General features: G+C 62.3%; 14 protein-coding genes and 1 tRNA gene. 10 read left to right on the top strand and 5 right to left on the bottom strand.

What is annotated here, in order from left to right:
• Positions 1-59: 59 nt before the first annotated feature.
• Positions 60-1,907 carry a methyl-accepting chemotaxis protein gene (locus AMK02_RS03715; protein WP_064805908.1) on the top strand — a complete coding sequence of 616 codons (1,848 nt, stop codon included), beginning with the start codon at positions 60-62 and terminating at the stop codon, positions 1,905-1,907.
• On the opposite strand, the gene AMK02_RS03720 is transcribed toward AMK02_RS03715, so the two are convergent.
• Positions 1,880-2,134 (bottom strand): hypothetical protein, encoded by a 255-nt coding sequence (locus AMK02_RS03720; protein ID WP_064800720.1) that lies wholly within the window; start codon positions 2,132-2,134, stop codon positions 1,880-1,882. The two genes, AMK02_RS03715 and AMK02_RS03720, sit on opposite strands and share 28 nt — an antisense overlap.
• Before the next feature lie 89 nt (positions 2,135-2,223).
• Here AMK02_RS03720 and AMK02_RS03725 point away from each other — a divergent pair, with 89 nt between their 5' ends.
• Positions 2,224-3,093, top strand: a complete 870-nt coding sequence (locus tag AMK02_RS03725; protein ID WP_064800721.1) for a LysR family transcriptional regulator — start codon at positions 2,224-2,226, stop codon at positions 3,091-3,093.
• A gap of 103 nt (positions 3,094-3,196) precedes the next feature.
• On the opposite strand, the gene AMK02_RS03730 is transcribed toward AMK02_RS03725, so the two are convergent.
• Both AMK02_RS03730 and aceA read right to left on the bottom strand, forming a co-directional pair.
• The gene (locus AMK02_RS03730) at positions 3,197-3,433 is read right to left on the bottom strand and encodes an SMc00767 family acetate metabolism repressor (RefSeq protein ID WP_064800722.1); all 237 of its coding nucleotides are present in this window, start codon (positions 3,431-3,433) and stop codon (positions 3,197-3,199) included.
• Between the two features lie 21 nt (positions 3,434-3,454).
• Positions 3,455-4,744, bottom strand: a complete 1,290-nt coding sequence (gene aceA, locus AMK02_RS03735; RefSeq protein WP_064800723.1) for an isocitrate lyase — start codon at positions 4,742-4,744, stop codon at positions 3,455-3,457.
• A gap of 191 nt (positions 4,745-4,935) precedes the next feature.
• Here aceA and AMK02_RS03740 point away from each other — a divergent pair, with 191 nt between their 5' ends.
• The 5 genes from AMK02_RS03740 to AMK02_RS03760 all read left to right on the top strand — a co-directional run bounded on the left by AMK02_RS03740 (position 4,936) and on the right by AMK02_RS03760 (position 10,652).
• Entirely contained in the window at positions 4,936-6,345 is a 1,410-nt protein-coding gene (locus AMK02_RS03740) for a helix-turn-helix domain-containing protein (RefSeq protein ID WP_064800724.1), read from the top strand.
• A gap of 125 nt (positions 6,346-6,470) precedes the next feature.
• Positions 6,471-7,568 carry a polyamine ABC transporter substrate-binding protein gene (locus AMK02_RS03745; RefSeq protein ID WP_064800725.1) on the top strand — a complete coding sequence of 366 codons (1,098 nt, stop codon included), beginning with the start codon at positions 6,471-6,473 and terminating at the stop codon, positions 7,566-7,568.
• A gap of 203 nt (positions 7,569-7,771) precedes the next feature.
• Entirely contained in the window at positions 7,772-8,914 is a 1,143-nt protein-coding gene (locus AMK02_RS03750) for an ABC transporter ATP-binding protein (RefSeq protein ID WP_064800726.1), read from the top strand.
• Between the two features lie 4 nt (positions 8,915-8,918).
• Entirely contained in the window at positions 8,919-9,830 is a 912-nt protein-coding gene (locus AMK02_RS03755; protein WP_064800727.1) for an ABC transporter permease subunit, read from the top strand.
• Between the two features lie 3 nt (positions 9,831-9,833).
• Positions 9,834-10,652, top strand: a complete 819-nt coding sequence (locus AMK02_RS03760; RefSeq protein ID WP_064800728.1) for an ABC transporter permease — start codon at positions 9,834-9,836, stop codon at positions 10,650-10,652.
• 28 nt (positions 10,653-10,680) lie between these two features.
• Here AMK02_RS03760 and AMK02_RS03765 read toward each other — a convergent pair whose 3' ends face one another.
• Complete coding sequence (locus AMK02_RS03765; protein WP_064800729.1) at positions 10,681-12,573, bottom strand: AsmA family protein; 1,893 nt, start codon at positions 12,571-12,573, stop codon at positions 10,681-10,683.
• Positions 12,574-12,818: 245 nt separating this feature from the next.
• On the opposite strand from AMK02_RS03765, the gene AMK02_RS03770 reads away from it, so the two are divergent.
• The gene (locus tag AMK02_RS03770; protein WP_064800730.1) at positions 12,819-14,771 is read left to right on the top strand and encodes an acetoacetate--CoA ligase; all 1,953 of its coding nucleotides are present in this window, start codon (positions 12,819-12,821) and stop codon (positions 14,769-14,771) included.
• 255 nt (positions 14,772-15,026) lie between these two features.
• Here the strand turns inward: AMK02_RS03770 and AMK02_RS03775 are convergent, their stop codons facing one another.
• Complete coding sequence (locus AMK02_RS03775; RefSeq protein ID WP_064800731.1) at positions 15,027-18,779, bottom strand: ATP-binding protein; 3,753 nt, start codon at positions 18,777-18,779, stop codon at positions 15,027-15,029.
• Positions 18,780-18,992: 213 nt separating this feature from the next.
• Here AMK02_RS03775 and AMK02_RS03780 point away from each other — a divergent pair, with 213 nt between their 5' ends.
• The gene (locus AMK02_RS03780) at positions 18,993-19,442 is read left to right on the top strand and encodes a phasin (protein ID WP_011424084.1); all 450 of its coding nucleotides are present in this window, start codon (positions 18,993-18,995) and stop codon (positions 19,440-19,442) included.
• A 130-nt stretch (positions 19,443-19,572) separates the two neighbouring features.
• Positions 19,573-19,649, top strand: a tRNA-His gene (locus AMK02_RS03785).
• The last annotated feature ends 113 nt before the right edge of the window (positions 19,650-19,762 follow it).

Consider the following 19,762-nt stretch of genomic DNA (forward strand, 5'->3'; position numbering starts at 1 on the left):
CGGAAAATTTTCCTTAATGCTTTTCCTTTAATTTAGCCTCGTTGCCGCCGGAGGTTTCGATGCTGCGCCTTTTCTCTACATCTATCGTCCGCCAGATCGTTGCGATCACGCTGTTTCTGCTGGCGATCAGCACGGCCGCCATCGTCGGCGTGACCTATTACAATCTGAGCCGCCATGTGATGGATGGGGCCGTCTCCGACGCCAGGGACGCGACCCGCGCGATGGCTGTCCTCTACGGTGCTGCCGATCAGGCGGCAAAGATCGAGCTGAGGGACAATCAGCTCGCAGCCGTCACCGAAGACGCCATTCAGGCCCTTGCCGATCATTCGCTGGTCGACCGCACGGCGCAATCGATTGCAGGCGTAGCGACGATCTTCCAGAAGCAGGGCGGCGACTATGTCCGCATCTCGACCAATCTCAAGAAGGAAAACGGTGAGCGCGCGGTCGGCACCAAGCTCGCCGCCGATCATCCCGCCCAGCCGGTTCTCGCCAAGGGCGAGGCCTATTATGGTCCGGCGCAACTTTTCGGCCGCAACTTCATGACCGGTTATTTCCCGATCAAGAGCGCATCGAACGCCAATGTCGGCCTTCTCTTCATCGGCATCCCGATGGAAGTCTACTACGAACGCCTGAATGAGCTGCAGATGCTGGTTCTCGGCGTCGGCCTCATTGTCATGCTGCTCGTCGGTGTTCTCGCCTATTATACGATCCGCCTGTCGGTGCGGCCTCTGCAGGCGCTGACCGCGAGCGTCCACTCGATCTCCTCGGGTAATCTCGAGGGAGATATTCCATGCGCCGAGAAGCAGAATGAGTTCGGTGAAATCGGCCGGGCCCTGGCGCTCTTCCGCGACAGCGCCCGCGCCAGGCGCGATCTGGAAACGCAGGCGGCCGAACAGCGTGCCTTGAGTGATGCCGAACGCGCCCGCAACGATGCCGACAAGCGCTCGCTCGACAGCCAGATCGATTTTGCCGTCAGCCAGCTTGCGGCCGGTCTCGGGCGCCTGTCCCAGGGTGATGTCTCGCAAACGATCGGCACGCCCTTTATCGGCCGGCTGGAACAACTGCGCGTCGATTTCAACGCATCGCTGCTGCGGCTCCAGGATACGCTCTCCGGCATCCGCGACAGCGCCTCGACGATCCAGCGCAACAGCGGCGCCGTTTCGGCATCGGCCGGTGAGCTGTCGAAGCGCACCGAGGCGCAGGCGGCGAGCCTGGAGGAGACTGCCGCCGCGGTAGAGGAGATTACTGTTACGGTTCGCTCCTCCGCCGAGCGTGCCCGCGAAGCCAACAATGTCGTGGCCGCAACCAAGAAGACGGCCGACAATTCCGGCACCGTCGTCGGCGATGCCGTCGCCGCCATGGAGCGTATCGAAGGAGCCTCGCAGCGGATCGAACAGATCATCGAGGTGATCGACGACATCGCCTTCCAGACCAATCTTCTGGCGCTGAATGCCGGCATCGAGGCGGCGCGGGCCGGCGAGGCCGGCAAGGGCTTTGCCGTCGTCGCCCAGGAAGTCCGCGAGCTCGCCCAACGTTCGGCCGATGCGGCGCGCGAGATCAAGTCGCTGATCGAGACGTCGAGCCGTGAGGTGACGGTCGGCTCGGAACTCGTTCAGAAGACCGGCAGCGTTCTTGCCTCGATCAGCCAGGAGATCATCGCGATCAGCGGCCATGTCGAGACCATCGCCACCGCGAGCCGTGATCAATCGGCCGCGCTGCAAGAAGTCAATGGTTCCGTGAACGCCATGGATCAGATGACCCAGAAGAACGCGTCGATGGTTGCCGAGACGACGCAGGCAAGCCGCCTGCTTGCCGGCGAGGCCGATACGCTGATGGCGCTGATCGAACGCTTCCGCATTGGCGCCGAGCCCGCCGCCGCTCACCGCGGCGCAAGGAAAGTCGCCTGAGGAACCCGGCCGCGACTGCCGCAGGATTGAGCCGCATCTTTGCGGCGCCTTGCTTTTGACACTGCGCGCTTGAGCATGAGGTCGAGCGAGGTCAGCCAGGCGGCGAAGCGAACGATGCCGCTGTCTCCGAACTCGGCATAGAACCGGTCTTCATCTGCCTTGGAGCCGCTTGGCTTGCCGGAGTGCCGGTATCTGTGGACGCCGGCGATGGTGATCATGTCAATCATGGCGATGTCCTTTCTGTGTTAGACATCGCTTCATTTAGGCTTCAAAGTTCTCTTCATAAACGGGAAGAATCCAGCTATGTTTTTCACCGATGAAAAACGCGAACTGGGATTCCTATCAGCTTTTCCTGCAGGTCGCCCGGCTCGGCGGCTTGACGGGAGCCAGTGCCGCAAGCGGGCTCAGCCCCGCGACCATCGGCCGGCGCATGCTCGATCTCGAACAGGAGGTCGGCCGCGCATTGTTTTCGCGCAGCCAGACGGGATATCGCCTGACTGGGGATGGCCAGGCGCTGCTCGATCACCTTCAGGAGATGGAAGCCGCCGCACGCAAGGTGGAAGCCTGGCGGCAATCGGGTGAGGGCGGCACGACGGTCAGGATCACCGCCGGCACCTGGGTCGCCTGGCTGTTGACGGAGAATTTCGCCGCAATCCGCATGCCGGGCGATGCCTTCGCCATTTCACTCACCATCGGCGAGGCGCGGGCAAGCCTTGCCTATCGCGAGAGCGATATCGGCATTCGTGCCTTCGAGCCGGAGGAGGGCAACCTTGCCGCCCGCCAGCTCGGGGAGGTGGCCTATGCGGTTTATAGCAGGCGCAACGCCGCCGAGCCGGACGAGCGCTGGATAGCGGTCGGCGAGGAGGAGGCGATCTCGGCCTATCTGCGCTGGCCGCATAGCTACGCTGCGGCCGGAATTGTCGCCACCGTCAATCGGCCGCGTTCACTGCCGGACCTGGTGCGCGCCGGCGCCGGCAAAACAGTGCTTCCCTGTTTCGTCGGCGATCTTCATCCTGAATTGCAGCGCCAGGGCGGCGAATTGCCGGAACTGCGTCACCGTCAATGGATCGTCATGAATGCCGAAGACCGGCACCGTCTGGAGATCCGCACTGTCGCCGACCGCATGACCAAGCTCATCCGAAGCTATGCCGATCTCTTCGCCGGCAAGCGACCGAGCCGCGGCTGAGGCCGACGGCGGATGACTGAAAGGCGCCCGCGCATTCTTTCGAGGCGCGGACGCTGTGATCGAGGGCAGACAGAGCGGTGTGCCCGGGCTGCCGCCTATTTTGTCAGTGCCGGTTGGTGACGACGACCGGGATCAACAGGTCGCCCCAGTTGCCGTCGCCGCCGTGGTGACGGGCCGAGCGCACCAGTTCGACCGAAACGCCGGCCTCGACGGCCTTCATGACGGATTGGTTCAGCCGATGCAGGTCGTTGGCGAGCATGCGGATCGTCGTCTGCTGATCCTCGCTCATGCTCGATGCCTGCTCCTCGGCCCGTTCCCGGACGCGTGCGATGGATGCCATGATCTTATCCTCCTCTTCTGCTCATTCCGCAGCCGGTTTGAACTGCGCATGTTCGGTTGAATCGTGCATTGCCGTGGTCGAAGACCGGCCGCCGGTGATGGCGAGCGACACGGCGTCGAAATAGCCGGTGCCGACCTCGCGTTGATGCTTGGTGGCGGTATAGCCGTTCGCCTCTGCGGCGAATTCGGCCTGCTGCAGCTCGGAATAGGCCGACATCTGCCGCTGCTTGTAGCCGCGCGCCAGCTCGTACATGCCGTAATTCAGCTGGTGGAAGCCGGCGAGCGTGATGAACTGGAACTTGTAGCCCATCGCGCCGAGTTCGCGCTGGAACTTCGCGATCGTCGCCTCGTCGAGGTTCTTCTTCCAGTTGAACGACGGCGAGCAATTATAGGCAAGCAGCTTGCCGGGATGGACCTTGTACACACCCTCGGCAAAACGCCGCGCCTGCTCCAGATCCGGCTTGGAGGTCTCGCACCAGATCAGGTCGCAATGCGGTGCATAGGCGACGGCACGGGCGATGCAGGGCTCGATGCCGTTTCTGACCTGGTAGAAGCCTTCGACCGTACGCCCGGCATCATAGTCGACGAAGGGCTGGTCGCGCTCATCGATGTCAGAGGTCAGCAGTTTTGCCGCTTCCGCATCGGTGCGGGCGATGACCAGCGTCGCCACGCCCATGACGTCGGCGGCAAGCCGGGCGGCGTCGAGATTGCGGATATGGGCGGCCGTCGGGATCAGCACCTTGCCGCCGAGATGGCCGCATTTCTTCTCCGAAGCGAGCTGGTCCTCGAAATGGACGCCCGCCGCACCCGCCTCGATGTAGGCCTTCATGATCTCGAAGGCGTTGAGCGGTCCTCCGAAACCGGCTTCCGCATCGGCAACGATCGGGGCAAACCAGGTCTCGATGGAAAGGCCATTGCCCTCTGCGGTCTCGATCTGATCGGCCCGCTGCAGCGTGCGGTTGATGCGCTTGGCAAGTTCCGGCCCGGCATTGGCGGGATAAAGCGACTGGTCGGGATACATCGCCGATGCGGTATTGGCGTCGGCCGCCACCTGCCAGCCGGAGAGATAGATCGCCTTCAGCCCGGCGCGCACCATCTGCATGGCCTGGTTGCCGGAGAGCGCGCCGAGCGCATTGACGAAGTCTTCCTGATGAATGAGCTGCCACAAGCGATCCGCCCCCATTTCGGCGAGCGTATGGCTAAGCGCCACCGAGCCTCTGAGCCGCTGCACGTCAGCGGCCGAATAGGGCCTTTCGATACCGTCGAAGCGGCCTGCTGGTGCGTTTCGGACAAGTTTGTAAAAATCGGTCATGCCGCTCTCCTCGCTGAAAACCGTCACTGTGTTGGTGAATGACAAGATTGACAATTTTCTCTGGTATGGCCAGGAAAACCTTTGATTTTTGGATCGGAAAGAGGTTAAGATGACGAGGATTGACAGAGGGGCGCTGTGAATTTGTAAATGTTTGTAAATTGCGCGCTCCTGTTCTTTGTCAAAGGTGTGACATGGCGGAACGGAAAATTTTCGCAGGCCCTAAACTGCGGCGCATCCGCAATGCGCTGGCGCTGACGCAGACCGCCATGGCCGAGGCGCTGGAGATTTCGCCTTCCTACCTGAACCTCATCGAGCGCAACCAGCGGCCGTTGACGGTGCAGCTGCTGCTGAAGCTCGCGGCCGTTTACCGGATCGATCTGGAGGAGTTGCGGGGACAGACCGGCGGCAGCCTCGGTCAGCTGAAGGAGATCTTCGCCGACCCGCTGCTTTCAGGTGAACTGCCCGGTGACCAGGAATTGGTGGAGGTGGCCGAAGCGGCGCCGAATGCCGCGAGCGGCATGATCAAGCTTTATCGCGCCTATCGGGAACAGGCTGCGCGGCTGTCCGATCTGACGGCGCTGATGGCGGCCGAAGGGCATGCGCCCGTTGCCGCCGGCCGGCTGCCGCTGGACGAGCTGCGTGAGACGCTGGAGCGCCGATCGGGCTATTTCGGACGGATCGAGACCGCGGCGGAAGCCTTTGCTGCGACGTTGCCCGGCGGCCTCGATATGGCGGCGGGGCTGAAGGACTGGCTGCGCGCCGAACGCGGCATTGCGGTGCGCGTCCTGCCGGTGCACGTCATGCCGGATCTGCGCCGCCGTTTCGATCGTCATTCGATGCGGCTTTTCATTTCGGAACGGCTGTCGCCGGCCGATCGTGCGCACGAAATCTCAGTCGAGGTCGCGAGCCTTGCCTTGCTGCCGGCCATCGATGCCGAGCTCGACGATCTCTCGCTTTCTTCCGCCGAGGCGCGCCGCATCGCCCGCTTCGAACTTGCCCGCATTGCGGCCCTGGCGCTGGCAATGCCCTACGAGGCCTTCCTGTCGGCGGCCAAAGCGACGCGTTACGACATCGATATTCTTCGCGCGCGTTTCGGCGTCTCCTTCGGGCATGCGGCAACGCGTCTGACGATGCTGCAGCGACCCGGGGCGGCGACCATCCCCTTCTTCCTCATCGAGATCGACGCGGCCGGCCACCGGCTGCGGCGAGCCGGCGCGCAGGGCTTTCCGCAGGCCCGTTTCGGCGGCGGCTGTCCGAAGCTCAATATCCACGCCGCCTTCCTGCAGCCGGGCCAGATTCTCGCCGAGACGGTGGTCATGCCGGATGGCGCATCCTTCCTGACGGTCGCCCGCACCCTGGAGGGGCCGAGCGTCGAATTCGGCGAAAGGATCAGACGCACCGCGATTCTGGTCGGCTGCGACGCCGCTCTTGCAGACGGCGTGGTCTACGGGCAGGCGGCGGCGCTCGATCCGGTTGCGGTCGGCCCGGCCTGTCGTCTTTGCGAGCGGCGCGGCTGCCTTTCCCGCGCCGAGCCGCCGGTCACGCGGCCGCTCGGGCTCGACGAGATGGTGGCGGGCCTCAGCGCCTTCGATTTCCAGTAATCATGAAATGATTGAAGGCGCATTTTTTTGCGCTTGTGGGGTTAGAAATTCCTTCTTAGTCTGCGGGCAAACCAGAGGGAAGAGATGCCCGCGCATGCGGGCTCTTCGAACAAACAGGAGAAGTCATGAGGTCAACCATCGCAACCGTGACGGCCGCAGCCATCGCCGCGCTCCTTGCCGCCGCGCCGGCCGTTGCGCAGGAGCGCGTCGTCAACGTCTACAACTGGTCGGATTATATCGACGACAGCATTCTTGCCGATTTCACCAAGGAAACCGGCATCAAGGTCGTCTACGACACATTCGATTCGAACGAGACGGTGGAAACCAAGCTGCTTGCCGGTGGCACCGGTTATGACGTCGTCGTTCCCACCGCCGACTTCCTGCAGCGCCAGATCCAGGCGGGTGTCTTCCAGAAGCTCGACAAGTCGAAGCTGCCGAACCTTTCCAACATGTGGGACGTGATCCAGCAGCGCACCGCTTCCTATGACCCGGGCAACGAGTATGCCGTCGATTATATGTGGGGGACCGACGGTATCGGCTACAACGTCAAGAAGGTCGCTGAAATCCTCGGGCCTGATGCCAAGCCCGGTCTCGAAGTGATTTTCGACCCGAAGGTCGCCGAAAAGTTCAAGGACTGCGGCATCTACGTGCTCGACACGCCGAAGGACGTGATGACCACGGCGTTGCGTTATCTCGGCCTCGATCCGAACTCCACCAAGGCCGAAGATTTCAAGAAGGTCGAGGCATTGCTGACGGCGGTGCGCCCCTATATCCGCAAGTTCCACTCCTCCGAATATATCAACGCCCTTGCCAATGGCGATATCTGCATCGCCTTCGGCTATTCCGGCGACATGCTGCAGGCCCGCGACCGCGCGGCCGAAGCCAAGAACGGCGTCGAGGTCAATTATTCGATCCCCGTGCAGGGCGCCCAGATGTGGTTCGACATGATGGCGATCCCCGCCGATGCCAAGCATGTGGCCGAAGCGCATGAATTCCTGAATTACCTGATGAAGCCCGAGGTCATCGCCAAGGCGAGCGACCACACCTTCTATGCCAACGGCAACAAGGCCTCGCAGCAGTTCGTCAGCAAGGAAGTGCTGGAAGATCCGGCCGTCTATCCGACGGACGAGGTGATGAAGAACCTCTTCACCGTCAAGCCGTGGGACCCGAAGACACAGCGCACGGCGACGCGGATCTGGACGAAGGTCGTGACCGGCCAGTAAGTCGGTACCAGGCCCGGACGGAAACGTCCGGGCCTTTCAATTACCGGCCTAGAACAGGATGATTTTAGGCCCGGTCGGCCTAAAACCTGAATCCTGTTCTAAATTGAAGAGTTAGAGCATGATGTCGCCCGAAAACCGCTCACACTTTTCGGTATCATGCTCTAGGTGGAGGCCGGCTGAAACTTATATTCTCGGGGAATATTATGAAATCTTTGGGCAATATCCGCCGCGCCTTCGCACCCTGGACCGATCCGTCTGCAAAACCTTTCATAGCCTTCAAGAATGTCACCAAGCGCTTCGGCAATTTCACCGCCGTCGATGATTTGTCGCTGAACATTTATCATCGCGAATTCTTCGCGCTGCTCGGCGCATCCGGCTGCGGAAAATCGACGCTCCTGCGCATGCTCGCCGGCTTCGAGCAGCCGACCTCGGGCGAAATCGTTCTCGATGGCACCGATCTCGCCGGCACGCCGCCCTACAAGCGGCCGGTCAATATGATGTTTCAGTCTTACGCGCTTTTCCCGCATATGACCGTCGAGAAGAATATCGCCTTTGGCCTTAGGCAGGACGGCATGCCGAAGGGCGAAATGACTGAGCGCGTGACGCAGATGTTGAAGCTCGTAAAGCTCGAGCAGTTTGCCTCACGCAAACCGAACCAGCTCTCCGGCGGTCAGCGCCAGCGCGTTGCGCTCGCCCGCTCGCTCGCCAAACGCCCGAAAGTGCTGCTGCTCGATGAACCGCTCGGCGCGCTCGACAAGAAGCTGCGCGAGGAAACCCAGTTCGAACTGATGGACCTGCAGCAGACGCTCGGCCTCACCTTCGTTGTGGTCACCCACGATCAGGAAGAGGCGATGACCATGGCCGACCGCATCGCGGTCATGAGCCACGGCAAGGTCGTGCAGGTGGCAACGCCGGCCGAAATCTATGAGGCGCCGAATTCCCGCTTCGTGGCCGATTTCATCGGCGACGTGAACATCTTCGACGGCAAGGTGACGACGTCGGAAAACGGCGCGGTCGAGATATCGGTCGAAAGCGGCTTCACCATCCGGATTGCCGCCACCGAGGCGCCGGCGATCGGCAGCACGGTCGGTTTTGCCATTCGTCCGGAGAAGATCCGGGTGATGCGCACCGCCCCTGCGAACGCCTCGGTCAACGCCGCAAAGGGCGAGATCTGGGATATCGGCTATCTCGGCGACATGACCATTTTCCACATCAAGCTGCCGAGCGGCAAATTCGTCAGAGCCTCTTCCCTCAACGCGCAGCGTGCCGTCGAAGACCCTTTCACCTATGATCAGGACGTCTGGGTTTCGTTCGATGAGAATGGCGGCGTGCTGCTGAAGGATTGAGGCTATGGAAACCTTCGCATCTCGCCTTTACAACCGCCTCGTCATCATCATCCCCTATGCCTGGCTGCTGCTCTTCTTTCTGGCGCCGTTCTTCATCGTCTTCCGTATCTCCCTGTCGACGACGGCGATCGCCATCCCGCCTTATGAGCCGGTCTTCTCCTTTGCCGACGGCTGGGCTGGTTTCTGGAGCAAGGTTGCAACTTTCTCCTTCGACAATTATAGCTACCTCGTAGACGACCCGCTCTACTTCAACGCTTATCTCTCGAGCGTCATCATTGCGGCGGTCTCGACCTTCCTGATGCTGCTGATCGCCTATCCGATCGCCTATGGCATGGCGCAGGCCCCGCGGCGCATCCGCCCGACGCTTTTGATGCTCGTCATCCTGCCGTTCTGGACGAGCTTCCTGATCCGCGTCTACGCCTGGATCGCCATCCTGAAACCCGAAGGGCTGCTGAACCAGCTTCTCCTGTCGCTGCATGTGATCGACAGCCCATTGATCATTCTTAATACCACCACCGCCGTCTATATCGGCATCATCTATTCCTATCTGCCCTTCATGGTGCTGCCGCTCTATTCGGCGCTCGAAAAGATGGACGGCACGCTGATCGAGGCAGCGCAGGATCTCGGCTGCGCGCCGGTCCGGGCCTTCTGGCGCGTCACCTTCCCGCTGTCCATCCCCGGCGTGGTTGCCGGCTGCATGCTGGTCTTCATCCCTGCCGTCGGCGAGTTCGTCATTCCCGACCTTCTCGGCGGTTCGCAGACGCTGATGATCGGCAAGACGCTCTGGAACGAGTTCAACGCGAACAGAGACTGGCCGGTCTCCTCGGCGGTCGCAACCATCCTGCTGATGATCCTGGTGATCCCGATCGTCTTCTTCCAGAATGCGCAGGCCAAGGCCGAAGAGCGGGAGAAATAAGCCATGCTGAGATGGACCCGTTTCAACATCATCTCCGTCGTGCTCGGCTTTGCCTTCCTTTATCTGCCGATCGTGCTGCTGGTGGTCTTTTCCTTCAACGAATCGAAACTCGTCACCGTCTGGGGCGGCTTCTCCACCAAGTGGTATGTCTCGCTGCTCTCGAACCAGGCCCTGCTCGACGCCGCCTGGGTGACGATCCGCGTCGGTCTGCTGTCGGCCACCTTCGCCACCATCCTCGGCACGATGGCGGCGCTGACGCTGGTGCGCTATACCCGCTTCCGTGGCCGCATGCTCTTCTCCGGCATGGTCTATGCGCCGCTCGTCATGCCGGAAGTCATCACCGGTCTGTCGCTGCTGCTGCTCTTCGTGGCGATCGGCCTCGACCGCGGCTTCTGGACGATCACGCTGGCGCATACGACGCTGACCATGTGCTTCGTCGCCGTCGTCGTGCAATCACGGCTCTTGAGTTTCGATCAGTCGATCGAGGAAGCCGCGCAGGATCTGGGCGCGCCGCCGGTGCGAACCTTTTTCGAGATCACGCTGCCGATCATCTCGCCGGCGGTGTTTTCGGGCTGGATCCTGGCTTTCACGCTGTCGCTCGACGACCTCGTGATTGCAAGCTTTACCTCCGGCCCCGGCGCAACCACGCTGCCGATGAAGATCTATAGCCAGGTGCGCCTTGGGGTGACGCCCGAGATCAATGCGATCTGCACGATCCTGATCGCCATCGTCGCGGTCGGCGTTATCTGTGCATCCGTGATCACCAAGCGGCGCGAAGTGCAGCGCGAGCGCGACGAGCGGGCGGCCGCCGCCGGCGCCTGAGCCCCTGTCCTATTGGGCGCAAGGCTCTTTATTGCGCGTGGGGCGTGCCGCCGAAAAGCGGAACCGGCGAGATCACCGGGTTCGGCCATGAGCCGCCGACGAAGAACGGCAGAAGCGGTAGCTCTGCCGCCTTGGCCGGATCGGTTGCCTCCAGCGAACCGGAAAGCGCCAGCCCGTTCGACTGATAGGTGATCACGCCGGAAAGCGCCAGCGTCTGCGTCGGCCCGATGACATGGGCGTCATGGATTTCGGCAGAGCCGTTGGCGAAATCGGCTTGAAGGTCCATTTGGTTGAAGGCGAAGGCGCCGCCTGCTGCGGCACTCAGCGGAAAGAACGGTTTTTCGGCGGCCTGCGTCCTGAGCGCGCCGGTGTCAACGCCGGGAATCGTGCCTTCCCTCGTCCAGAAATGCAGCTTGCCGGTGACGTCGGCAAGACCGGCCGTCCAGATCGCCTTCGACGACTGCAGGTCGAGATCGAGCGATCCCGTCGCAAGCGGCAGCGGTCCTTTGAGCTGCAGACGCTCGGCAAGGCCGGCGAAGTCAGCATCGCGGATCGACAGCTGCAGTTTGCCGCCGCCGTCGAAGTCGCGCCGCGTCGCCTCCAGATGCGCCGTCATTTCGCCGCCTTCGAAGCCGCTGTCACCGATGTCGAACTTCGCCTCGCCGCCGGTGACGATCATGCTGGCGCCGACATCGGAAAGCTCGAAGCGGCCCATCTCAGCGCGCCGCGCCGAAAGCCTGACGTCGACGTCGAGCAACTGCAGCGGTTCGCTGATGCCGGCGGAGATGTCATCCGCCTCACCGGCCGCCAATCTCAGGGCGAAAGCATCAAGGAACGGCTTCAGGTTCATCTGGTCGAAGGCGAGCGTGCCGCCGATCTTCGGCCGTCTGCCGGCCCTGGTCGAAAGGTCCATCACGCCAGTGGCGCTCGCCTCGTTCAGGGACAGGCTGAGATCGTTGAAACGCAGCCCGCTGCCCGACGACATGATGTCGGATTCCAGCGAGGCGCTCTTCAGCGTGCCGACGCCGGGGAGCGATCTGCCCGACCATGTCAGAAACGCCGGCACATCAGGAATGCTGACGGCGATATTGCCGGACAGCGCCGAAAGGCTGGCGATGCTGGCGATCCCTTGAAAACGGGCCGTCAGCAGGTTTGACGTCAGCGATGTCCGCGTCTCGGCGCTCTTGCCGGCAAAGGCGAGCAGCGGCTGGCGTGAGGCGAAATCCACCTTCAGGTCCACGCCGTTGATACGGGCGATCACGACAGCCGAGATCGCGCCGGAGAGCCGTGGCCAGCCAATGTCGGCTGTGACGCTGTCGAAATTGTAAGTCTTGGCGCTCTTGACATCGGTGACGGCAAGCGTGCCGTCCTCGACGGTCACCGCACCGATCTCGGCATCGAGAGCGGGATCGAGCATCTCAGCCCCGTTTTCGTAGCGCACGCCGCTAATCGCGCGCGCAAGCAGGCCGGCGTAACTCCAGTCTATCAGGCCATTCTCGTCACGCGTCAGCGCCAGGTTGGGCCGCAGCAGATGGAATTCGTGGAAACTCGTCCGGCCTCTCAGCGCATCGATGAGGCTGAAATCTGCCGACAGGCTTTCAATGCTGCCGAGCAGCTTGTCGCCGGTTTCGCGCGGCTGGCGGATGGTGACCTGGTTCAGCGTGATGCGCGGCGTCGGCCAGAATTCGAGAACCGGAGTGCCCTTGATCTCAGCATGGTAGCCAGTCCATTTCGACAGCGCATCCTCGATGCCGGAGCGCACGAAACCGGTCGTGATGAGATAGGGCGCTGCGACCCTGAGGGCCACGAACAGTGCAAGCGCGATGAGCAGAAGCAGTGTCGACATGCGGGCAAAGGCCGGAAGCCAGCGCGAAACGGGCCCGATCTTCCTGCGCCACCTGCGATGTCTAGACGTACCCATGATCTCCGCCGGTTACCGGTTATGCGCTGATTTCGCCCGATATATGAAATATCCGGCCTATGCAAATCCAATGCATGTCGCCCGGAAGCGTGCAGCGGTTCCGGACAATGACATCATAAAACGAAGAGCCGACCGGGTCGCATGAATCCGGTTTATGCCAGCGGTTTAGGTTTGGGATCGGACAGTTGCGCACTTTATAATGCAATGCAGCATGATATAAAGACGGCATTGGGGAGGAGGAATGAATGCAGGATAATAAGCCACTATGGGTGCCCTCGGCCGAGGCGGTCGCAAGAAGCCCGATCCATGCCTTCATCGAGCGCTGCAATGGCGAGTTCGGGCTTTCGCTTTCGGGCTTCGACGATCTGCATGCCTGGTCGGTTGCCGAGCGGGAGAAATTCTGGTCGACCATTTGGGATTTCTGCGGCGTGAAGGGAGAGCGCGGCGCAGAGGTCCTCGTCGACGGCGACAGCATGCTCGGCGCCCGCTTTTTTCCCGACGCGACGCTGAATTTCGCCGAAAACATGCTGCCCGGCCGCGGTGAGGCCGACGCCATCATCTTCCGCGGCGAGGACAAGGCCGAAGACCGTTGGTCGTGGGATCGGTTGCGCGCGCTGGTCTCGAGGCTGCAGCAGGCCTTCGCGGCACGCGGCATCGGCAAGGGCGACCGCATCGCCGCCATGATGCCGAACATCCCGGAGACCGTCGCCGCCATGCTCGCCGCCGCCTCGATCGGCGCCATCTGGTCATCCTGCTCTCCCGATTTCGGCGAGCAGGGTGTGCTCGATCGCTTCGGCCAGATCGGCCCCCGGCTCTTCATCGCCTGCGACGCCTATTGGTACTCCGGCAAGCTGCAGGATGTCGGCTCCAAGGTTGCGGCAGTGGCGAAAAGCCTCGGTGTCCCCACGATCGTCGTCCACTATGCCGGCGATGCCGAGGCGGTGGCGGGCAAGACATCAGGGGCTTCGACGCTGGAGGCCTTCATTGCGCCCTATGAGGCCAGCGAGATCGTATTCACGCCGCTTGCTTTCGGCCATCCGCTCTACATTCTCTTTTCCTCGGGCACGACGGGTGTACCCAAATGCATCGTGCATTCGGCCGGCGGCACACTGCTGCAGCATCTGAAGGAGCACCGTCTGCATTGCGGCCTGCAGGCGGGCGAGAAGCTCTTTTACTTCACCACCTGCGGCTGGATGATGTGGAACTGGCTGGTCAGCGGCCTCGCCAGCGGCGCCACGCTCTGCCTGTTCGACGGCTCGCCCTTTGCACCTCACGGCAATGTGTTGTTCGACTATGCCGAGGCGGAAAAATTTGCGATTTTCGGCACCTCGGCAAAATATATCGATGCGGTGCGTAAGAGCGGGCTGACGCCGCGCAAAAGCCACGATCTCTCAAGCCTCCGGTTGATGACCTCCACCGGCTCGCCGCTGTCACCGGAGGGTTTCACCTTCGTCTATGAGGGCATCAAGCAGGACGTTCAGCTCGCCTCGATCTCCGGCGGCACCGATATCGTTTCCTGTTTCGTGCTCGGCAATCCGCTGCAGCCGGTCTGGCGCGGCGAGATCCAGGGCCCCGGTCTCGGTCTTGCGGTCGACGTCTGGGACGATGATGGCAAGCCGGTGCGCGGCGAGAAGGGCGAACTCGTCTGCACCAAGGCCTTCCCCTCCATGCCTGTCATGTTCTGGAACGACCCAGATGGCGCCAAATATCGCGCCGCCTATTTCGAGCGGTTCGACAACGTCTGGTGCCACGGTGATTTTGCCGAATGGACGGAGCATGGCGGCCTCGTCATCCATGGCCGCTCGGATGCGACGCTCAACCCCGGCGGGGTGCGCATCGGCACGGCCGAGATCTACAACCAGGTGGAACAGATGGACGAGGTGGCCGAGGCGCTGTGCATCGGCCAGGAGTGGGATGACGACGTGCGTGTCATCCTCTTCGTCCGCCTTGCCCCTGGTGTGACGCTGACCGAGGATCTCGTCAAGGCGATCAAGACGCGTATTCGCACCGGCGCGTCGCCGCGCCACGTGCCGGCAAAGATCATCGCGGTAGCCGATATACCCCGCACCAAATCCGGCAAGATCGTCGAGCTTGCAGTGCGTGAGGTGGTTCACGGCAGGCCGGTGAAAAACCAGGAGGCGCTCACCAACCCCGAAGCGCTGCGGCTCTTCGCTGATTTGAGCGAACTGAGGGACTGATAAACAATCGTAAACCACAAGCTTTCACCATTCAGCAATGCCCTATCATGGAAACCTTTCGTTAAGAAACCTTTGTCAAAGGTGAAACAACTTGGGGGCCGCACATGAACGAGGCGGCCTGAAGCCTCCGGGCTTACGAAACATGACGTTGATCGACTGAGCTCTTGTTGAACAGCACCCATTCAAGGCAGCCTCTGGCTGCCTTTTTTTTGCCTGCCGTCCAGCCTTCAGGCGGCTCCGCCCCATCGATAGGGATCAGCCTGCCAGCACGCGCTGCGACGGGAATGTGATCTCGACGAGCGTGCCTTCGTTCGGCGCCGAATTGATCGAGAATGTCGCCCGATTGGCATCCACCATCGCCTTGGTCAGCGGCAGGCCCAGCCCGGTGCCATCGCCGCGATGGCATGACTGGGTCGAGGAGACCTGGCGGAACGGCTTCATCGCATGATCGAGTTCGGCGCGCGTCATGCCGATGCCGGTATCGCGGACCCTCAACACCACGCTGCCATTCACCTCATAGGAGGTGGAAACGACGATCTGTCCGCCAGACGGGGTAAAGCGGATGGCGTTCGACAGGATGTTGAGCGCGATCTGCTTGATCGAGCGCAGATCGGCTACGACCTCGGGCACCGAATGCGACAGCGCCGTGCGGATGATGACGCGCTGGCCGTTCGCCTGCGGCTGGACGAGGGCGACGGCCTCCGAGACCGCCTCGTTGAGGCCGACGGCGGCGAAGTCAAGATCCATCTCGCCCGCCTCGATCTTCGAAATGTCGAGGAGATCGTTGACGATATCGAGGACGTGCCGGCCGGAGCGGCCGATATCGTTGGCATATTCGATGTAACGGGGATGGCCGATCGGACCGAAGCGCTCACCCGCCATCATGTCGGAAAAGCCGATGATTGCGTTGAGCGGCGTGCGGATTTCATGGCTGACGCGCGCGAGGAAATCGGTCTTGTGGGCGTTGGCGGTTTCAGCCGCGCCCTTGGCGTTGCGCAACTCGTCCTCGGTGCGTTTCCACTGGGTGATATCGCGGATGACGGCGCAATAGCCGTTCGAGGAGGTAAGCCGGCCCATCGTCATGAACAGCGGCACGAAGCCGCCGCCGGCCTCGCGGCCGATCACTTCGCGCCCGTCGTTCAGCACGCTTGCCACGCCGTGGCCGGCAAGGCCGTTCAGATAGTCGAGGACCGCTTTTTGGCTCTCATGGGCAAACAGCATGACGAAGGGTTTACCGCGCGTCTCCTGCTCGTCGTAATTGAACAGCGCGCTCGCCGACCGGTTCATCGAACGGATATCACCCTCGGTGCCGATGACGACCACGCCATCGGTCGCCGTTTCCAGGATCGAGCGCAATTCCTCCACTTCGACCTGAAGCTTGGCGACCTTCTCGACCATCCGTTCCGGACGCGCTTCCGACCGGCCGGTTTCGGCGCGGGCGTCTTCCTTGCGTTCCACCGGCATCAGCGCCAGCATCAGGGCGTTGGCATCTTCCCAGCGCACCGATTGCAGCCGCGCAGTCACCGGTATCAGCGTGTCGTCGGCCTTGACGAGCATCATGGTGCCGGAACCGGCTGCCTTTTCCTCAAGTTCGCGGCGCTGCAGCAGGGCTTCGATACCGCCGACCTCACGCAGCGCGTCGAGCGAGTGGTAGCCCGTCAGCCGCATGAATTCGGGATTGGCATGGATCAGCGCATCGCCGACATGGATAAGCACCGCGACGGGCAATTGGTCGACCGTTCCGGCCGAAAGCCCGTCAATCATCTTCACACGCGGCGGGATGAAGCTTGTGAGAACCTCGATCTGGCTGACCGTCTCCTCGAGCCCTTCCGTCGCCTCGTCCTCGCCGATGGCGTCGGGTTCGTCAGCGGCGTCTTCGCGCAGCGGGTCGACCGCGTTCTCGAAGATTGCCTCCTGCGGCGCCGTCTCCTCGACCGAAGCGGCGTCGACCGTAGCGGCGGGTGTTTCGCCGGTGATGGCTTCGGGCGCCGCTCTTTCTTCGAAGGATGCCGGTTCCGTGGCGGTAGTGCCCGTCGGCGGGGCGTCGGGCTCTTCCCTGCGGGCGCCGAAGGCTTCCAGGCGCTTGGCGATTTCGCGGAAGTTCGCCTGTTCGGCGGCCGTCAATGCGGCGCCTGTGCTGTGAAGCTGTACGACCTTGTCGGTGGAACGGCGATTGGGCGTTTCCACGATGCGAAGCGGCGGGGGTTCGTCTGCAGCATCGGCCGCCGGCGCTTCACCGGTGCTCTCCTGCATCTCTTCGGCGGCGCTCTCCCGGGCGGGCGGCTCGAAGCCGGCCTCTTCTCCGGTCGCTTCGAAAGGCGTCTCTTCGGTCTGCGGGTGGTCCTCGATCGCGTCCGCCGCGATCGTTTCTGCCGGGACCGCTTCGGGCGCGGCGTCAATGTCGTGTGCCGGTTCGCTGACAGCGTCGGCCGTCGGGCCGAGGCCTGCCGCATCATGGCCAACGCCGTTCGGGCCGAGCGTCAGGCCGAGCGCCAGCGGATCTTCCTGCGCGTCGGAAAGCCTGACGACGCCGAAGCCGCGGAAGCCGTCGAAGTCGCGGTTGCGGGTATAGGTCGGCAGTGCGGCGAGATCGACCGGAACGACGAGGCTGGTGCCTTCGACCGGCCAGAGGATCGTCTTGCCCGACCATGTGTCGCGGCGCGCGAGGGCCTCGGAAATCTTGCCGTCGGGGTCGAGATTAAAGAGAGCGGCGATATCGCTGAAGGCGGAGCCGATGATGGCGGATGCATGCGGACCGACGGCCTCGGCAAATTCGTGGCTGACCTCGTTGAACCGGCCTTCCGCATCGATCTTCCAGACGAAGCGGGTGGCGCGGCTATTCGGCCTGAAGACGAAACCGGGCTCGGGCGCAAGCGACGGGGCAGGGGGTGCGTCGGAAGCTGCGGTTGCTGCGACGGCCGGCTCTTCGCGCACGGCGTCCGGCGCCTCATCAAGCGGCATTTGGCCGGTCTCGGCAGGTGTCTCCGCCATCGCGGTCGCTTCCGCCGTCTGGTCGGCCTCATCCATGCCGCTCTCGGTCGCGCCGTCGTTCTCCGCCGCTTCGTCTGCGGCCGGATTCTCGTCGGCAACCGCCGCCTCTGCGGATGTGAGAGCCGCCTCTGCCGGATGTTCCCGGTCGTCAGCGATCTCCTCCAGCGTCTCCTCGACCTCTTCGATCCCCGAGACCGCATCGACGATCTCGCCGAAGCCGGTCGCCGTAGCCGCCTCTTGCCGAGGAAGCTCGGATGACGATGTGCCTTCTTCCCCCGCCGGCGCGTCAGCCGTCTGCGGCGGTGCATCGACTTCGTCGACTACGGGCGCATCGATCGGATCGAGATGACCGATCGCGGTTTCTACGGCAAAAAGCAGATTGAGCGCCGGCTCATCGCTGAGCCTGCCGACCGCGGCCGGGAGATAACCCCTGCCGGTGGCGACCGGGCGCTTTACCAGGCGGTCGGGATGTGCGCCTGCAAGGTTGATCAAGGCCTTTGCGGTCTCGCCTGATATGGCGAGCGAGGCAAAGCCCGGCGAGGCCGCGATCACCTCGCCATTGGCGCCGATGACAGCCATATGCGTGTCGGGATCATCGAGTCCCTGCAGCATCTGGGCCGCCGCAGCGCCTGCCGTCAGCGGCCTTGCCGACACCGGCACGGAAAACAGAATGGCGTTCTCGCCCGATGAAAGCCGGATCAGTTCGGCGGCCGCCTGCACCTGCACGCGCTGAAAGCCCTTGGCGACGCGGATCATCAGGCTTCTGTTGTCGCCGATATCGGCGAGCTGACGCGCCGCCGTTTCCAGCTGCCGAAAGGTGATGTCGGTGCGATCGACGCCCTGATCGAGCAGGTCATAGACCGCTGAATGGCTGAAAAGCTCCGCACCTGCGCCGTTTGCCCAGAGCAGGCGGGCAAGATCGGCTGAAAAAAGCACCATGGCTTCGCCGCGCGAAAAGCGTTCCCGCACCCGCGCATGCACGGCGATATCGATGAACGGATATTGGACTGCGGGCATGATCGAACCTTGTCGCTGTCGGCCTTCTAAATTAACGGCTTATTAATAACTGCAGGTCGCATGCCGGTCCAGAACAGCGGGGTGCTTTCAGCCGAAAGGGTTAACGACTTGTGCGTCGCACAATTTATGTTGCAATGCACAATAGAATGCCCTATATAGATGTCATTCGATGATCCCAGGCAGCAACTGCCTTAGCCCAAAGGAATGCGACCCATGGCTACCATAAAGACCGATGACGTTTTTTCAATCGCTTCTTTCGATCCCTCCAAGCTGGCTGAATCCTTCCGCGAATTCGCTGAAAAGGGCGCCCAGCAGTCGAAAGACGCCTATGCCAAGCTGAAGACCGCTGGCGAAGAAGCCGGCAAGACGCTCGAGGCCACCGTTCAGACGGCGCAGGCCGGCACCGTCGAGATCGGCCTGAAGGCGATCGACGTCCTTCGCGTCAACGCCGAAACCTCGCTCTCGCACATGGAAGCACTGCTCGGCGTCAAGTCCGTCGCCGAATTCATCGAGCTGCAGACCTCGTTCCTGCGCAAGCAGGCCGAGCTTGCCGTCGATCAGGCGAAGTCGATGCAGGAAACCACCAAGCAGGTTGCCGAAAAGCTCGCAAAGCCCTCCAAGGAAGCCGCCGAAAAGGCCATGGCGTCCTTCAAGGTCGCCTGATCGGTCGATGCCGATCGGAAACAAAAGGCTGGACCTCGCGTCCAGCCTTTTTGTATATTGACGAGGAATGGGACTTGAATTCATCCTCAAGTCCTCGTATGTGACCCCCGTCGCGTCAAACGTGATTCATGCGGTTGTAGCTCAGTTGGTTAGAGCGCAGGTTTGTGGCACCTGAGGTCGGAGGTTCGAGACCCCCCAACCGTACCATTTCTCCACGCGAACTCCTGTCAGGCAAATCATTTCAGCTAACTTCATTTAGCCGAACATCATCGGTACCGACGTTTAACGGTATCTGGAAATGATTTCCGCACCGAGGCCAG

Source organism: Rhizobium sp. N731 (assembly GCF_001664145.1).
GTDB classification, from domain to species: Bacteria; Pseudomonadota; Alphaproteobacteria; order Rhizobiales; family Rhizobiaceae; genus Rhizobium; species Rhizobium esperanzae.

Excerpts from the sequence above, each read along its gene's own strand:
- AMK02_RS03730 (WP_064800722.1), bottom strand. The coding sequence starts at position 3,433 with ATGGCATCCATCGCACGCGTCCGGGAACGGGCCGAGGAGCAGGCATCG.
- AMK02_RS03780 (WP_011424084.1), top strand. The coding sequence starts at position 18,993 with ATGGCTACCATAAAGACCGATGACGTTTTTTCAATCGCTTCTTTCGAT.
- AMK02_RS03720 (WP_064800720.1), bottom strand. The coding sequence starts at position 2,134 with ATGATTGACATGATCACCATCGCCGGCGTCCACAGATACCGGCACTCC.
- AMK02_RS03750 (WP_064800726.1), top strand. The coding sequence starts at position 7,772 with ATGAAATCTTTGGGCAATATCCGCCGCGCCTTCGCACCCTGGACCGAT.
- AMK02_RS03775 (WP_064800731.1), bottom strand. The coding sequence starts at position 18,779 with ATGCCCGCAGTCCAATATCCGTTCATCGATATCGCCGTGCATGCGCGG.
- AMK02_RS03760 (WP_064800728.1), top strand. The coding sequence starts at position 9,834 with ATGCTGAGATGGACCCGTTTCAACATCATCTCCGTCGTGCTCGGCTTT.
- AMK02_RS03715 (WP_064805908.1), top strand. The coding sequence starts at position 60 with ATGCTGCGCCTTTTCTCTACATCTATCGTCCGCCAGATCGTTGCGATC.
- AMK02_RS03725 (WP_064800721.1), top strand. The coding sequence starts at position 2,224 with ATGAAAAACGCGAACTGGGATTCCTATCAGCTTTTCCTGCAGGTCGCC.
- aceA (WP_064800723.1), bottom strand. The coding sequence starts at position 4,744 with ATGACCGATTTTTACAAACTTGTCCGAAACGCACCAGCAGGCCGCTTC.
- AMK02_RS03770 (WP_064800730.1), top strand. The coding sequence starts at position 12,819 with ATGCAGGATAATAAGCCACTATGGGTGCCCTCGGCCGAGGCGGTCGCA.
- AMK02_RS03740 (WP_064800724.1), top strand. The coding sequence starts at position 4,936 with ATGGCGGAACGGAAAATTTTCGCAGGCCCTAAACTGCGGCGCATCCGC.
- AMK02_RS03745 (WP_064800725.1), top strand. The coding sequence starts at position 6,471 with ATGAGGTCAACCATCGCAACCGTGACGGCCGCAGCCATCGCCGCGCTC.
- AMK02_RS03755 (WP_064800727.1), top strand. The coding sequence starts at position 8,919 with ATGGAAACCTTCGCATCTCGCCTTTACAACCGCCTCGTCATCATCATC.
- AMK02_RS03765 (WP_064800729.1), bottom strand. The coding sequence starts at position 12,573 with ATGGGTACGTCTAGACATCGCAGGTGGCGCAGGAAGATCGGGCCCGTT.